Raw genomic sequence first — 16,549 nt, forward strand, 5'->3', positions numbered from 1 at the left:
AATGGAAATCATAAATTATAGCACCAACTCGTTAAATAATCGTGTAATGGTTTTATCTAATTCTGGGCATAATCCAGGATGCGGTCTGGAAGTTTGAATTACAGAACTTCTTACTGCCGTAAGCCATCTAAATCTAGAAGGAATATCCATTTGTGCAATTGGCCCTCCCTCTTTAGAGCCCAATGCAATTTTTTCAAAAGAATCGAGATTTTTTCTGATCTCTTCAATATCAAAATCTTTGCAAAGGCATCGTAATCTATGTTCGTCTAGAGTGTAAAGCACTTTAAGAAATTTCTCGCGCTTAGAAAAAAGAATGATACCTACATTTAAGAACTCTTCTCGCTCAACACGTGGAAGTACTCTTATTGTAGCATACTCATATAAGTGCTTTTCTGGCATTTTGTGCTTCTTTTAAAAATATTTCTGAATTTTCTAATCTCACTAATAAGAACTGAGTATAGGTTTCTTTGATCTCCTGCATGTTTTCATCATAACCTTCCCAATTCAACCATTCTTCTGGTATTAGGTCTACTATCTGTCTAATTTTTTCTTCTGATAGAAGCTGTTTAGAGAAAAGGTCTGCCTCTTCTAATTTAGAGGCTTGAGGTAGAAGAACATGGTCTTTAATTAGGGCAAAGGGAGTTTTTGCCTGTTTCTCCATATTGGTCCATGAGTGATGAAAGTAGAAGGAAGCTCCATGGTCTATAAGCCACAATTCTTTATGCCACATGAGCATATTGGTATTTCTGAAAGTTCTATCTACATTTGTAATAAAGGAATCTAACCACACGATCTTGGAGGCAAGTAATGGATCTACCTGCGTAACTACCGGATCAAAATTTATAGCGCCAGACAAAAAGTGCAAGGCTAAGTTCAAACCTTGGCTAGATTGCAAAAGATCTTGTATCTCTTCATCTGCCTCTGTTCTTCCAAAAGCTTCATCTAAATTAGCATAAACAAGTTCCGGTACTTTAAAACCTAGAGCACGTGCTATTTCGCAGCCCAATAACTCTGCAATTAGCGCTTTTACCCCATGTCCTGCACCTTTAAATTTTAAAACATATTTAAAATCATCATCGGCTTCTGCCAAAGCAGGTAAGGAGCCGCCTTCTCTAAGAGGCGTGATGTATCTGGTAACAGTTACCGTTCTTAATTCTGGATTGTTTTTCATTTAGTATGCTAATGCTAAAACAAATTTAATCGAATATTGGATATGGGTGGATATCGAGTGATTTTAAATGAAAAAAGCTTCAGATTTCTCTGAAGCTTTTTCTTTGTGCGGGCGAGAGGACTCGAACCTCCACACCTTGCGGCACTAGATCCTAAGTCTAGCGTACATTTGCCCAAACAGCACCAAAGCCACTCATTTTCAATTGATTATATAATATGTCATTTTCTTTGATATCATCTAATATCAATTGATTTCAACATTTGTTGTACCTATGTTGTACCCAGAGAAACTAATAAATTTGTATCTTTAGGGAAACTTCTTGGTAAACTAAACATTCAAAATTGAATGTTGTACCTATGTTGTACCTGATTTGGCTTTCGTACGCAAAACTAGGTCAATTATGTCATCAAACGCTAAAATAGTTCTTCGCAAAAAGCCTAATAAAGAAGGCTTGTATCCTCTTGCCATACGTATTACAAAAAATCGTCGCTCAACATACCAATATATAGGTCACTACATTGAATTGGAAGATTGGGATGAAAAGAATATTCGGGTTAAGAAATCACACATAAATTTCAAAACCTTGAACAATTTGTTATCCTTGAAACTTTCTGAATTAAACAATGCTCTTATTACGCTTCAATCCGAACAAAAAGATGCTTCTGCCAATCAAATTAAGAAGGAAATATATTCCTCCGGTATCAATGCTACATTCTTTGAATTAGCACAAGAACATCTTGACGATTTAGAAAGTACAGAAAAGCTAAATCGTTTATCTACTGATAAAGCGTGGTTGAGCTTTATTATAAAATATCACAATTCGAAACAATTGTCTTTTCAAGAAATTGATGAACGTTTTCTTAAAAAACTGATGTTAACTTTAAAAGTTAAGTACTCCCTGTCTGAAACCTCAATAATGAACATTTTGGTATTTGTAAGGCTATTATTTAACAGAGCAATTAAATACAAAATTGTAAGCAGAGAATTATATCCCTTCGGTGGCGATAAAATAAAAATCAAATTTCCTGAAACTACCAAAGTCGGACTAAATATTTTAGAGATTCAACAAATTGAAAATTTGATAAATCTCAAACCTTCTGAAATACATACTAGAAATGTTTGGCTTTTTAGTTTCAATTTTGCTGGTATGAGGGTTTCTGATGTTCTACGAACCAAATGGTCAGATATTTATGATAACAGGCTGCATTATAGAATGCATAAAAACGCAAAACTTCTATCATTAAAAATTCCTGAAAAAGTACTAAAGATTTTAGACCAATATAAAGATGATAAAAGAAGTGATGATGATTTTGTTTTCCCTGAATTGAAAAAGGCAGACCCTGAAAATGCGAAAGATTTATATAACAAGAGAAAAACTGCTACAAAGAGGTTTAATGACAATCTAAAATCAATCTCTAAAAAGGCTAAAATAAATAAGAAAATAACGATGCACATAGCACGGCATAGTTTTGGAAATATTGCTGGGGATGCCATTCATCCGTTGATGCTACAGAAATTATATCGCCATAGTGATTTGAAAACCACCTTGAACTATCAAGCCAATTTCATCCATAAAGAGGCAGATGATGCATTGGATAGTGTTATAAACTTTTGAGGAAATAAATAATTGAAGAGCGGATATTTTATTGCTATAAGTAGTTTAGCATATTCAAAATATCCGCTCTTTACGATTTTCAATTACAGATTTAATCTCTCCTAAATAGAAACTAATTTTTAATTGGATTTGCTAATTTTTGATTGAAGCATTTAACTAACATTTTATAAAGTTCTGGATGTTTCTTTTTGAGCAAATCTGGGCGCTCGAAGAAATATTCTGAAGCTACTGCAAAGAATTCTGCTTGGTTTGTACCACCATATTTTCTGATATCAGAATGGTTGTCGTTTATGGCTTCTATTTCCTTATGAATTAAATTCAGCCAAGGTATTGCATATTGATGTTCTAATAATCGCTCTGGAACGCCATCTGTTCTATCATCCAGCTTATCAATAAGGTGTACAAATTCGTGTATGCCTGTATTGCTTTTATCTGTTGTGTTTCTAAAACCGTGATACAATGCTTTTTTAGATAAAATCATTTGTTTCTCAAAACGTCCGTTCCCGACTATCCCACCAATATTGCGCGAGTTATCCTTACTGCTAAATTGCATATCTTCATTAAAATTATCTGGATATAAGAGGATTCCACTTAAATTAGTGTAATGCCATTCTTTAAAGCCGAAAACAGGAATTACCGCACTTGCTGCAATTAAAATTTTGTCTAATTCTTCCAATTCAAACTGCACGCCATCTATATAAACCTCACTTAAAAACTGCATCATTTTTTGTTGAAAAACAAGTTGCCTGCCTTTTGAAAGATTTTTATAATAAAGAACATTCTCCATTAATAATTTGTGCCAATGCTCTGGAAATGGCTTTACGCTATGCCGTTTCTCTTTTCGATAAAAATGAATAGCAAACAGAAGAATCACAACCAAAATTAAAATATAAACCATATTATAGCGAGGTATTAATCTACAGGTTCCGCTTTAAAGCCTACCTTTTGCAAGGTAGCCTTTACATCTTCTTCTGAAGCACCATCGCTTTCTATGGTTAAAATTTTATCAGGATTAGCGGTATCCACTTCCCAACTTTCGACACCTTCTTGCTTGTTTAAAAAAGGGGTCACTTTTGATACACAACCACCACAATTGATATTTGTTTTAAATTTTAAAGTTTTCATTGTATTTGAATTTATAATTAATATTAAAGTTTTACTCCTTTAAGCCTTAAACTATTTAGAACTACAGACACGCTACTGAAAGCCATTGCCATTCCTGCTATCATTGGGTCTAATAAGAACCCATTTACGGGATACAAAACGCCTGCTGCAATTGGAATACCAATGAGATTATAAATGAATGCCCAAAATAGATTCTGACGTATGCCCAACACCGTTCTTTTTGATAATTCCAGCGCTTTTGGGATGGATCGTAAATCTGATGTTATCAAGGTCATTTTTGCTACGTCCATCGCTATATCTGAACCTTTTCCCATTGCAATACTCACATTGGCTTGCGCCAAAGCCTGGGAATCATTAATACCATCGCCAACCATTGCGACTATCTTTCCGTCCGCCTGCAATTTTTCAACAAAAGCTGCTTTGTCCGAAGGCATTACTTCGCCTTGGTAATTTGTTATTCCGACTTGTTTTGCGACAGCAGATGCGGTTTTATTATTATCTCCTGTAAGCATACAAACCTCAATACCTCTTTCCTGAAGCGTTACTATGGCCTTTTCTGAAGTTTCCTTAATCTTGTCTGCAATGGCGAGTATCGCCAGCACTTGTTTTTCATTACCAAAGAATATGACCGTTTTAGCCTGCTCTTCGAGACTTTCTGCTGTTTGCATTAAAGAAGATTCAATTTCAATATTCTTTTCGACCATTAGTTTATGGTTACCCACATAATATTTTGAACCATTCTCTGATTGCGCCTTTACACCTTTTCCTGTAATACTTTCAAAAGAAGCAATTTCAGCTTGTTCAACCTTTTCATCTTTTAAATGGTTGACTACTGCTTCCGCCAAAGGATGTTCCGATTGTGCTTCTATAGCCAAAAGAATTTGCTTGTATTCATTTTGATTTTCAAGGTTATTCTTCCAAATTATATCAGTTACTAAGGGTTTTCCTTCGGTAATTGTACCCGTTTTATCAAGGATAATAGCATTCACTTTATAACCGAGTTCTAAACTTTCGGCATCCTTTATCAAAATATTATTTTCTGCGCCTTTACCAATTCCCACCATAATTGCGGTAGGTGTTGCCAAGCCCAATGCGCAAGGACAAGCGATAACCAACACGGCTACAGAGGTCAACAAGGCTTGTGAAAATGCGTTATCGCCACCAACTGACATCCAGACAATGAATGTAATGATAGAAATGACTAATACGACAGGAACAAATATTCCGGCAATCTTATCAACCAGCTTTTGAACCGGCGCCTTGCTTCCTTGAGCTTCCTGAACCATTTTAATGATTTGTGATAGTAAGGTTTCTCCACCTACTTTTTCGGCAGTAAATTGAAAGCTCCCTTTTTGATTTACCGTGCCTGCGAAGACCTTTTCCCCTTGGGATTTCTGAACGGGAACAGGTTCTCCCGTTATCATACTTTCATCTACATACGAGCTTCCTTTAGAAACTTCGCCATCCACAGGAATCTTTTCTCCGGGACGTACCAAAATGGTCTGACCCACCTGTACCGATGAAATAGGGATTTCCTTCCCTTCCCCATTCTCAATAATTTTAAGGGTTTTAGGCTGAAGACCCATTAGTTTTTTAATGGCCGAAGATGTATTTGATTTTGCTTTTTCTTCCAATAGTTTCCCCAAGGAAATAAAAGTGATAATCACGGTAGCCGCTTCGTAATACACGTGAGGTTCGATACCACGACTCAACCAAAATTTAGGAAAAAAAGTATTGAACACACTAAACAGAAAAGCGATTCCGGTGCTTAAAGCTACCAATGTATCCATATTGGCTTTTCCGTGTTTGGCCTGCTTGAAGGCATTGATGAAAAAGCTGCGCCCAAACCAAAAGAGTATAGGAAAAGTCAATACCAAAGAAATCCATTTGCCTGGTTCCCATTGCATATAGAACATTCCCAAAACAAAAATGGGTAGTGTAAGGATAGCCGACCAGATGGTACGTTTTTTTATGTCCTGATAATGCTTTTGCTGAAGTTCTTGTTGTACTTCCGAAGGATTTTCTGTATCTATAATAATATCATAGCCTACCTCGCGAAGTGCATTTTGAAGTTGATTAGGACTCAACTCTTTGTCGTATTCCACAAGAACAGAACTATTAGCGAAATTGACGCTGGCATCAAACACTCCTTCTGTGTGTTTTAAAACAGATTCAACGCTCGCTGCACAAGATGCACAGGTCATTCCCGTAACAGGAAATGATTCTTTTATTCCCTGTTTTTGCTTCTTTTCTTTGGTTTCAAATATGTTGATTGTCTCCATAATCGTATTCATCTTAATACATCACAAATTTTAGGATTTAAAGTTTTTAATATATTACGTTATATGCTGAATGAATTGTAGAATTTGCTTGTTAAGGGTCACCAGTATGTAATTTTCCCAAGTTTCCGATACAAACAAGATAACTTATACCCGATTTTTTATAAAACAAAAGACTACAATGTGAGTTGTAGCCTTTCGGAATTTGAGGTTGTTGCACCTCACTATAATGAATTGAGATAAGTTGTATTATTTTAAATATTCGTTACAAGCTTCCTCACATTTTCTACAGGCATCTGCACATTCTTGACAATGTTTGTGATCGTGCTTGGCACATACATCAGCGCATTTTTTACAGATATCACGGCATTGCTCTACCATACCTCTTACATCCTTATAATTTGACGCAAGTAAATTTGCAGTTGCACTACAGATTTCAGCACAAGCCCTATCAGTTCTTATACAATCTACCATCATCTTGATGTTGTCTTCGCCAAGACAGGCATCTGCACAGTAATTACAATGTGCTACACAATTGTTTAAAGCTTCGATTAATTTTGAATTTTTCATAAATATTTTAGAATTTAAATTGTTAAAATAGTCCACTACTATAGCGGATATTACTAAAGACAATTTAATGTAGGTAATATCCTTTTCTGTTATAAAATATGCCGAATGATTTGTAAAATTTACGGATTAACAGAATTTAACATCATATTTCATCCAAAGATTTGCGATTCTGATTTGTGCTTTTTTTAAACTGTGTAGGTGTCATTCCTGTAACCTTTTTAAACTGATTGCTTAAATACGCGACACTACTATAATGAAGTTTAAAAGCTATCTCACTCAAGTTTAATTCGTCATAAACTATAAGTTCTTTAACACGTTCAATTTTCTGGTTTATGATGTACTGCTCGAACGTAATACTTTCTACCGACGAAAAAAGTGAACTTAAATATTTGTAGTCCAAGTTAAGTTCGCCTGTAACAATATCTGCCCATTTAAAATCGAGCTCCTCGGAAGAATGATGGATTTTATCTACAACCAATGTTTTCATTTGTTCAATAAGTTGATTTTTACGGTCCTCTATCAAACTAAAACCTGAATTTTGAAGCGCTTTGGAAAGACCATTTTTGGTCTGGACATTTAATAATCGAACTAATTAAACCTCCCCCAATTTTATAGAAACATACAGTATTCAAGTTGTTCCAAAATATTAGATACCGCCGAGATGCATCTTGGGCAGACCATATTTTTAATATGGATAATCTCATTCATATAGTACTTGTTTCAAAATAATGTTAATCCAGATTTGTATAGAGAATAATAAACAGCAGCTATTGCAGCAACTACAAAAATCAATACTATCACGACTAAAGCTATAATTTTATCTTTTTTTGAAATACCACTTTTCGGCTGCTGCTGCTTTACTCTTTTATTCTTTCTTCTATTTCTTCTGCTTTCACCCATCCTCGTTCTCCTTCAAAAAATCAAGATGACTAATTTAAACTACCCAATTAAGTATAGTTTTAAACTATTGTACGGTTTCTGTTACTTCCCCACATTTCAACATTGCTTGTCCGTAATAGGGATTTTGTATCTTTTTTTCTGTGCTCAACCAATATGCGCCTTCATTATTATTTGCCATTGGACAAAAATCTATGTAAATTTCTTGGTTGATGCCAAACGCTTTCATTGCATTTATGAGGTGTGCTGAAAGACTGATAAAATGATTTCTCTGGGTTTTAATATCGGATGTCTGGGCAATTTCATTTGAGGAAGCCTTCAATTCTTTTTCAAGTTGCGCCCAGTGGTTATTCGCATTTTTATCCTTTAGCAAAGCAAGGTCAACTTGTGTTAAACTTTTCTGTAAGGTCTGTGCGGCCGTTTTTGCTTTTTCACTTTGGTCGTTTGTCAATGCTGTTTTAAGCATAATATAATCATCAAAAACTGTTTTGAGCTGCTCTTGGAATTTGGAAGCTACATCCATACGCTTGGCGGCATCAACTGTGTTGTTTAAATTTTCCATTCCCAAATGCCCTTCGTGACCTGTCATTGTTTTACCACCTGATGCATTCATCATAGATTTTTTTCCTTGTAACTGTGCAGCGGCATCTACGGTAAATGTTCCGTTGGTTACCACTTCATCGCCGTTAGAAAGCCCTTCGATAATGGTATAGTTCTCACCATTTTTCGTTCCCAAAGTCACTTCTTGCATTTCAAAAACGGGTTCATTGGGATTGGTCTTTACGTACACCAATGAGCGCTCGCCTGTCCACATTACTGCCGTTGCAGGTATGCTTATCGCACTTTCCATAGTATTGCCTTTTGTCATTGCCACTTTTGCGGTTACGAACATTCCTGGTTTTAATAGATTTTCCTTATTGTTCAATGTGGCGCGCACTGAAACAGTTCTGGACTTTGTATTCAAAGTAGGGTCGATAAATGAAACCGATGCTTCAAATTCTTTATTGGGATAAGCGTTACTAGTGATGGTTACCTTTTGACCTTCCTTCAGTTGCGAGATTTGTCTTTCGTAGGCATCAAATTCTGCCCAAACCGAATTAAGATTGCTCAACTTCACAATAGGCTGTCCTTGATTAACATAATCGCCTTGTGCTGCCATTACTTCTGAAACCGTTCCTGAAACCGTTGCATAAATGGGGAAGTTTTCGCGAACTGTTCCACTTTCTTCTATAGAATTGATTTGTGAGTCCGAAAGTTTCCAGTTTTTTAGTTTATTGCGCACCGCTTTGTATAACGCTGGTTGCGATGCTTTCAGCGATGCAGCTGTAATTAATTCCTGCTGCGCCGCTACAAGGTCTGGTGCGTAGATCGTTGCCAATAACTGACCACGGTTTACTTGCTGACCTTCATAGTTGACATTAAGTCGCTCAATCCTTCCCTTAAAATAATTGGCTTGTACGGTATTGTTTTCTTCGTTTGCAGCTATTTTTCCCGAAAGCGATATGATCCCATCATCGCTTGTTTGTAAATTCCCCACGATAGTAGTCTGAATATTCGCTAACGCCATTGCGTTTTCGGTCATTTTAATCTCGTTTGCCGCAAGACCTTCAACACCAGCTTCCGCAGGGATTAAGTCCATCCCACATATAGGGCAATCGCCAGCTTCGGGTTGCATTATCTGTGGGTGCATCGAGCACGTCCACATTTGGTCTTCGGTTTCGCCAGAGTGGTCGTGTTGATCAGACATATCGGATATATCCTTATTTGCCATAGTATCACTTGACCCCTTTCCAAAAATGAGCCAGCCTGCGCCCAAACCTATGATTACGGCTATTGCTATATATAAAATGTTCTTATTCATAATCTTATTTTTCGTTTTCTAAACGTTCAATCATCGCCTTCATTTCGGCAATTTCTCGTCGTTGTGCCTTAATAATATCTTCTGCCAGTTTCTTAACTTCTGGGTCTTTAATGTCGGCACGTTCGCTTGTTAAAATGGCAATTGAATGGTGTGGTATCATTGCTTTCATCCAAAGTACGTCGCCTACGGTTGACTTTTGGTCACGTACCAGTCCCAAAGCACCTACAAAGAGAACGATACTTCCCAGAACTATGGCTATATTTTTCTTTTTATTTTGATACATACCTCTCATCGCCACGAACATTATGATGGACATAGTAGCTATACCTAAACAGACCATATAGAATCTTGTAAGGCTAAACCAAACGTGGTCCCATTCATAAGTATTCAAGTACATTGTGATGTACATTGCTACAAACGATGCTGCGAGCATACCTACAAATTTTCCATAGTTTCCTTTTTTCATTGCTTTGTGATTTTGTTCTTGTGAATTCATAATTATTTGTTTAATAGTTAATTTTTATTTTCTTTTTTTATTTAATTTTCGAATCGTTGGTGATGATGTGTACCAAAGTAAAAACCCACTTAAAACGGTTATTAAGCCTAAAAGTGAAAAAGCTCTAAGAACTATTGTATTAAAATTATCCCTGCCTTGATAATCCATTGTGTGGGTCATCCAAAGGAAATCGAACCAACGCCACGCTCGATGCCTTACAGTCTGGAATTTTCCGTCTGTTACCGAAACATAAGCATTAAGAGCTTCATCGGTATCATATGAAATAACATAGGCTGGCAATAGCTTTTCCCGATATTCGTGATAGTCGTCCACTTCGGTTATTTTTTTGATGTTGGCGACTTTCAAACCATCTTTCATATAGTTTTTGGCAACAGACAAGGCCTCTTCTTCCGTAATATTTTTTTTTGCTTTCCCAGTTTTTGCACTGTACAATTTTTGATTGTTTATCCAGTAATAAGGCTCGTTGTTGATGTCCCTAATTTCGATACTTCCAATGCCTTCAGGATTGTTTATTTGTGAAGGACTTATTAGATTGTCAAAAGCTTTGGGCACGTAATCTAAATTACGGAATTGGTCACCGTGAATGTCGTCTATGTTTGTCCAACTGAAATACATTCCACTAATGGTCCAAAACAGGAACTGTACCCCCAAAAAGAGCCCCAAATATCTGTGGGCCTTTCGTATTTTTAGTGCGGTTTTCCTTTTTACCATCTTTATAGTTTTAGTGAACGTAACCGCAAGGCGTTCATAATAACGGAAACTGAACTAAAGCTCATTGCCAAGGCTGCAATCATAGGCGACAATAGCAAACCGAAAAACGGAAACAACACTCCTGCAGCAATAGGTACACCTATCATATTATAAACAAATGCGAAAAAAAGATTCTGCTTAATGTTTCGCATCACCTTATGGCTTAAGTTTTTAGCTTTTACGATACCGTGTAAATCGCCTTTTACCAAGGTTATCATTGCACTTTCGATAGCTACGTCGGTGCCTGTTCCCATTGCAATACCGACATCACTTTTGGCTAGTGCTGGTGCATCATTGATGCCATCGCCTGCCATTGCAACCACTTTCCCTTCATTCTGCAATTTTTCAACTTCCTGCAACTTATTTTCGGGTAGCATACTGGCTTTAAAATCTGCAAGGTTTAGTTCTGATGCTACTGCCTGTGCGGTGTCGTGGTTATCGCCCGTAAGCATTATCACATTTATTCCATTGTCCTGCAATTCCTTTATGGCTTTTGCACTCGTTTTTTTGATTTTGTCACCGATAACCACATAGCCTGAAACCTCACCATCAATCGCCAAGTAAGAAACGGTCTTCCCTTGTTTCTGAAAGGATTGTGCTTCATCTTTCATAGCAGATGAAATAGTTGCCTTAGCATATTCCATCATCTTGTCGTTTCCTAAATCGAGCTTTTTGCCATTAATAGTTCCTTCTACACCTTTTCCTGTCACTGCGCTGAAGTTTTCGGTTTTGGATATTTCAGTTTTCTGCTCCTTTCCGTATTTCACGGTAGCTTCGGCAAGTGGATGCTCGCTGGAACTGTTTAGGGATGCAATAAAATGTAGAATCTCGCTTTCGCGAAAGCGTTCTCCAAAAACACCTATTTTCTCTACGGTTGGTTTTCCTTCCGTAATGGTTCCTGTTTTATCCACAATAAGTGTGTCCACCTTATCCATTTTTTCAAGGGCTTCCGCATTTTTAATCAGTACTCCATTCTGAGCACCTTTACCAACACCTACCATCACAGACATAGGTGTTGCTAACCCTAAGGCACAAGGACAAGCGATAATCAATACAGCAATAGCGTTTACAAGGGCATATACATACGCTGGTTCGGGTCCCCAGATTGCCCAAACGACAAAGGTTGTGACCGCAATAAGGATGACGATGGGTACAAAATATCCTGAAACAGTATCTGCCAATTTTTGAATAGGTGCACGACTGCGACTGGCATCGTTTACCATATGTATGATTTGGGAAAGTAACGTATCGCTTCCTACTTTTTCAGCTTCCATCAAGAACGACTGGTTGCCGTTTATGGTACCGCTACTTACTTTATCATCAACAGATTTGTTGACTGGAATAGGCTCGCCCGAAATCATTGATTCATCTACGGTAGTCTCGCCTTCAGTAATCTTACCATCCACGGGAATTTTATCGCCCGGTTTCACGCGTAGGGTATCTCCTTTCTCTATCTGGTCAATAGAAACTTCTTCTTCATTTCCATCTACTACCTTAATTGCTTTATTGGGTGCGAGTTTTAAGAGTTCCTTGACCGCAGAATTGGTCTTGCTATGCGCACGGGCCTCAAGTAACTGGCCGAGTAGTACCAGCGTTAAAATAACGGTGGTCGCCTCAAAATACACAAATACAGTTCCTGATTCGGTTAAAAAGTCTTGTGGGAACATTTGCGGGAACAGCATACCGAAAACACTAAAAACCCAAGCCACTCCAGTACCTATCCCGATGAGCGTAAACATATTTAGGTTCCAGGTGACAATACTGCGATACGCACGTTCAAAGAACATCCACGTGGCATAAAAAACCACCGGAAGGGAAAGCGCAAATTGAATCCAGTTCCAGTATTTTATTTCGAGAATATTTTCCAGCGGATTATTTGACAGCATTTCTGACATTGCTATAAAGAATATAGGCAGTGTAAAAGTGACTGCAATCCAGAACTTTTTAAGCACTTTTTTATAGGTCTTTTCTTCTGCTGAACTATCTGCTTCCATTGGGACTAAGTCCATTCCGCAGATTGGACAGGCCCCAGCTTCATCTTTTACAATTTCTGGGTGCATAGGACACGTCCATTGTTCAGAAGTTTTTGCAGATAAATTTTGCTCTTCAACTAAATCCATTCCGCAGACAGGACAGTCTCCAGTTTTTTCATATGTTTTGTCTCCCTCACAATGCATCGGACAGTAAAAAGTGCCAGTTCCTTTACCTTTAGGTTTTTCATTTTTTGCTTTCGTACTTCGACTACGCTCAGCATCAACTCCGGCGGTATCGTTTTGATGATGTCGCTCTCCAGATTTGTGGATAGAATAAGTACCACCTTCTTTTTTAAGGGCATCTTGGAATTTCTCAATAGGAATATGTGATTCCATTTCAATGGTAGCTTCAGCTTTTGCTAAATTCACAGTAGCCTTTGAGACACCTTTCACTTTGGAAAGTGTTCCTTCTACGTGATTTCGACAACCATTGCAGGTCATTCCGTGTATTTTATAGGTGTGTTTCATAGTATCTGTTATTTTTACATTTTCATTTGTTCTTTTTCACTGTTTTCCATTCCCATATTCATATTTCCGTCTTTATCTGTATGCGATTTCATAAAAATAAATTGAGAAAGAAAAATGAGGGCAATACCAATTGCAGCAACTATTAGTACAAATGGGTCGTTTACATATTTTAAATAGATAAATGCTGCCAAAATAACAACATCCAACAGTATGGCAATTATTGGAATAATCGGGTTGAATTTTACTTCCTTTTTCAAATATTTAAAAAGTCCCCAATGAATAGCAATGTCCATTATCAAATAGAAAATAGCACCAATGGAAGCTATGCGAGTTAAATCGAACAAAACAGTCAAAAGTATCGCTAAAGAAACAGTAAAAATCAGCGAAGGATTTTTAAGTTGCTTCATTCTGTTCATATCAGGAACTTGTTTCATATTGCTTAACATACCCAACATTCGCGAGGCAGAATATACGCTGGCAATTACACCGGAAACTGTTGCAACAATGGCTAGTAAAATAGTTAGCGTTGAACCCCATTCGCCAAATAGAGGTTTTGCTGCTGCTGCGAGAGCATAATCTTTTGCTATTATAATTTCTTCAATACTCAATCCGCCAGCAACCGATAATGCCAAAACAACATAGATAACCGTACAAACGATTATTGATATAATTATGGAACGCCCTACATTTTTATGAGGATTTTTTATATCGCCACCTTGATTGGTAATGGTCGTAAATCCTTTGTATGCAAGGATAGACAAGGCCAATGCGGCAATAAATCCAAAACCTTCAGGCAGGGATTGGCCATTGGCAGCACTATAAGTACCTGTGATTGTGGGTAAACCAGAAATAACCAATCCTGATATAGCAAGAACTGCAATACCCACTACTTTAATAATTGCAGTAATGGTAGCGGTAGTCTCAATAATCTTGTTACCCGAAATATTGATGATATATGCAGCAACAATAAGCAATACACCCAATGCAGATGCATAACCTTCATATCCTTGCGGAAACAGTCGTAACGCATACGCCCCAAAAGTACCTGCCACTAAACTTTCTGAGACAACCATTGATACATACATCAGCAAAGAAAATGAACCAGCAAGTGTACCTGGTAAATAGGCCTTTGTCAAAAATTTAGCAACACCTCCAGAAGAAGGATAGGCGTTTGAAAATTTAACATACGAATAGGAGCTAAAGCCTACTACAACTGCGCCTGCGATAAAAGCAATAGGAAATAAATCGCCGACTAATTCGGCTATCTGCCCCATTAAAACAAAAATACCTGCACCAATCATTACGCCTGTACCTAAAGATACAGAGCCTAATAATGAGAGCTTTTGGGTATTTATTTTTAATGGTTTCATCTCGAAATTTCTATTTAATCTGATTACAATATTGGTTGCGGGTCACTTTTTATATGTTATATATATGTTTCAAATTACCTTAATTTTTTTCGGATTGCCTCAGAAATATTTTCAGAGTAAACCCCATAAGCATCCACCAATAAGCCTTTTATTCCATTTTTGGAAGAAATGGCATATAGTACACTATTGTCATCTGTGCTACTCATTCCTTCAAAACGATGCATCTCGTCCACCTCAAAATCTTCTGGATGGAATTTCAACTTTAGAGCATTACATTCCAGATGTTTCTCTTTCAAATTGAAATCAACAGTGTAGCCTTTAGCCTGTAAATGAGCCATAGTTTCAGAAAGTGTATCGTAGCTTTTCATATTATAATAGTGCCCGACTTGGGAAGGAGTTTTAACTAATCAACAATGAAAAATTTTCCATTCCCTTCCCACATCAGGACTTATTTTATGTTCTCTTGGCCTGTTTTAAATATCATAAATACTCTTATCATTCTTTTTGAATATAGAAAACACATAGTTATTCCAATTTCAGCACCAATTGTGCAAATTGCACATTTATTGTTTTATCCAAACCTTGCATTAAAGAATCTAACCCCGTATCTGAAACCAAAACCTGTCCCGTTGCACTAATCAGACAAGACATATTTATGCCCTGTTCTATATGGGTAATGGTTGCTTTAAACTGTGATTTATAGGTTTCCCCTTGATATAGAACATCAACCAACCAATTAAAATTGATAGGGTCGTGCCGTTTTGATAAAAAATCAACGGATGGAATAGTACCTGTAAACCGAAGAATTGCAGGTGCTTCCCCTTCTTGTATAATGGCATTTAATTCAGGAAGGTCTGTTACTAAAGTTTTAAGGTCTAGAACACCATTTACTACTTTAGAATTGTAATCAAGATATAGTGCCAGACTATGACTTTCTGCCTTGATAGTCTTACCGTCCACCAAAGTCATCATCTCAATATGGCCATCATCGGTTCTATATATTTTTTGAGCCGAAACCTCGAAAAATGTTATTAAAAGAACTGCGAACATCAATAGTTTAGTTTTCATAATGTTTATTGTTGCTAATTGTTTTCTACCCAGTTAAAGACTTTTAATTATCCTTAAAAATCCGCCTGCTTTGCAGGTGGTTATGTTCTTATGGCTTTGCCTGTATCTGCGACCTTATTGCGATTTGCTTATTTGTTACGCAATCGTATAGTTGGTCGGTTTGGGCAACTGCTATTACCACCCCCTATGGGGTAGCCTAAAAGCCACCTTCTTAGAAGGTGTGATTTTTAGTCTTTGGTCATTCTTAACGAATCAATTCTTGCAGACACATTTTATATCAGTTTTATAAAGATGGGTCATTTTAAAAAAGACCCTTATTGTTGCAATTATTTTGAGTTTCTTGAAGATGAGTGAGTTTTAATAATTTCCCAATTTCCATCCATCTTCTTTAAGATAGAGGTTGCCACCCCTTTTTTCTTTATAGTCCTCGTATCTCCTTTGTCGTCTGGTTTAAGGACGATGGTATAAATATAAGTTTCTGTAGTAAATGCATAGGGTGTATCAACCTGTACATCAATCTCATAATCAGAAAATTCAAATTTTTTAAAATGCTCCAATTCTGGTCCTAAATGATGCTCTATATAGTGTGCATACGAGCCCTCGACACCTCCAGATTCGAAGACTTCGGAATTCTCGGAAAATAATTGAAATGTACCCTCGGTCGTTAGGTTTTGCAGGGCGTCTTTATATGATTTCATAACTTTTAGAACCGCTTCCTTTTCTGTGTCCGAATCTGTGTTTTGACTATAGATTTGACTAGTTGAAAACAACAATAGTGTTAAGAGTGTTGCAAGTTTTAGTGTTTTCATAATTTTAGTTTTTAAA

At 37.0% G+C, this 16,549-nt stretch carries 15 protein-coding genes and 1 pseudogene; 1 reads left to right on the plus strand and 15 read right to left on the minus strand.

Going from position 1 to position 16,549, the window contains the following annotated elements; translation table 11 throughout:
- Nucleotides 1-15: 15 nt before the first annotated feature.
- The gene (locus BLT84_RS05550; protein ID WP_034886869.1) at nucleotides 16-399 is read right to left on the minus strand and encodes a DUF3037 domain-containing protein; all 384 of its coding nucleotides are present in this window, start codon (nucleotides 397-399) and stop codon (nucleotides 16-18) included.
- Nucleotides 377-1,171: a HipA family kinase gene (locus BLT84_RS05555; RefSeq protein ID WP_091263451.1), complete on the minus strand. Its 795-nt coding sequence runs from the start codon at nucleotides 1,169-1,171 to the stop codon at nucleotides 377-379. The genes BLT84_RS05550 and BLT84_RS05555 overlap by 23 nt, the downstream gene beginning before the upstream one ends.
- 400 nt (nucleotides 1,172-1,571) lie before the next feature.
- Here BLT84_RS05555 and BLT84_RS05565 point away from each other — a divergent pair, with 400 nt between their 5' ends.
- Entirely contained in the window at nucleotides 1,572-2,786 is a 1,215-nt protein-coding gene (locus tag BLT84_RS05565) for a site-specific integrase (protein ID WP_008610802.1), read from the plus strand.
- Between the two features lie 112 nt (nucleotides 2,787-2,898).
- Here the strand turns inward: BLT84_RS05565 and BLT84_RS05570 are convergent, their stop codons facing one another.
- The 13 genes and pseudogenes from BLT84_RS05570 to BLT84_RS05635 all read right to left on the minus strand — a co-directional run bounded on the left by BLT84_RS05570 (nucleotide 2,899) and on the right by BLT84_RS05635 (nucleotide 16,533).
- Complete coding sequence (locus tag BLT84_RS05570; RefSeq protein WP_031427481.1) at nucleotides 2,899-3,684, minus strand: zinc-dependent peptidase; 786 nt, start codon at nucleotides 3,682-3,684, stop codon at nucleotides 2,899-2,901.
- Between the two features lie 14 nt (nucleotides 3,685-3,698).
- On the minus strand, nucleotides 3,699-3,911 hold the full coding sequence (locus BLT84_RS05575) for a heavy-metal-associated domain-containing protein (protein ID WP_028376586.1): 213 nt from the start codon (nucleotides 3,909-3,911) through the stop codon (nucleotides 3,699-3,701).
- A gap of 23 nt (nucleotides 3,912-3,934) precedes the next feature.
- Nucleotides 3,935-6,193, minus strand: coding sequence for a heavy metal translocating P-type ATPase (locus BLT84_RS05580; RefSeq protein ID WP_091268041.1), 2,259 nt, complete (start codon nucleotides 6,191-6,193; stop codon nucleotides 3,935-3,937).
- A 246-nt stretch (nucleotides 6,194-6,439) separates the two neighbouring features.
- The gene (locus tag BLT84_RS05585; protein WP_091263454.1) at nucleotides 6,440-6,760 is read right to left on the minus strand and encodes a four-helix bundle copper-binding protein; all 321 of its coding nucleotides are present in this window, start codon (nucleotides 6,758-6,760) and stop codon (nucleotides 6,440-6,442) included.
- 142 nt (nucleotides 6,761-6,902) lie between these two features.
- Nucleotides 6,903-7,468 (minus strand): annotated as a pseudogene (locus BLT84_RS05590) (helix-turn-helix domain-containing protein).
- A gap of 256 nt (nucleotides 7,469-7,724) precedes the next feature.
- Nucleotides 7,725-9,518 carry an efflux RND transporter periplasmic adaptor subunit gene (locus BLT84_RS05600; protein WP_091263455.1) on the minus strand — a complete coding sequence of 598 codons (1,794 nt, stop codon included), beginning with the start codon at nucleotides 9,516-9,518 and terminating at the stop codon, nucleotides 7,725-7,727.
- Between the two features lie 4 nt (nucleotides 9,519-9,522).
- On the minus strand, nucleotides 9,523-10,014 hold the full coding sequence (locus tag BLT84_RS05605; RefSeq protein WP_047550305.1) for a DUF305 domain-containing protein: 492 nt from the start codon (nucleotides 10,012-10,014) through the stop codon (nucleotides 9,523-9,525).
- A 24-nt stretch (nucleotides 10,015-10,038) separates the two neighbouring features.
- A complete protein-coding gene (locus BLT84_RS05610) occupies nucleotides 10,039-10,746 on the minus strand; it encodes a PepSY domain-containing protein (RefSeq protein ID WP_047550302.1) in 708 nt (235 codons plus the stop codon).
- A 2-nt stretch (nucleotides 10,747-10,748) separates the two neighbouring features.
- Nucleotides 10,749-13,286, minus strand: a complete 2,538-nt coding sequence (locus BLT84_RS05615; RefSeq protein WP_091263457.1) for a heavy metal translocating P-type ATPase — start codon at nucleotides 13,284-13,286, stop codon at nucleotides 10,749-10,751.
- A gap of 14 nt (nucleotides 13,287-13,300) precedes the next feature.
- A complete protein-coding gene (locus BLT84_RS05620) occupies nucleotides 13,301-14,656 on the minus strand; it encodes an APC family permease (protein WP_013073621.1) in 1,356 nt (451 codons plus the stop codon).
- Nucleotides 14,657-14,730: 74 nt separating this feature from the next.
- On the minus strand, nucleotides 14,731-15,024 hold the full coding sequence (locus BLT84_RS05625) for a hypothetical protein (protein ID WP_013073622.1): 294 nt from the start codon (nucleotides 15,022-15,024) through the stop codon (nucleotides 14,731-14,733).
- 157 nt (nucleotides 15,025-15,181) lie between these two features.
- Nucleotides 15,182-15,724 (minus strand): hypothetical protein, encoded by a 543-nt coding sequence (locus BLT84_RS05630; RefSeq protein ID WP_091263460.1) that lies wholly within the window; start codon nucleotides 15,722-15,724, stop codon nucleotides 15,182-15,184.
- Nucleotides 15,725-16,050: 326 nt separating this feature from the next.
- Nucleotides 16,051-16,533 carry a nuclear transport factor 2 family protein gene (locus BLT84_RS05635; protein ID WP_091268044.1) on the minus strand — a complete coding sequence of 161 codons (483 nt, stop codon included), beginning with the start codon at nucleotides 16,531-16,533 and terminating at the stop codon, nucleotides 16,051-16,053.
- Nucleotides 16,534-16,549 lie beyond the last annotated feature (16 nt).

The organism is Gillisia sp. Hel1_33_143 (assembly GCF_900104765.1).
In the GTDB taxonomy this organism is placed as follows: domain Bacteria; phylum Bacteroidota; class Bacteroidia; order Flavobacteriales; family Flavobacteriaceae; genus Gillisia.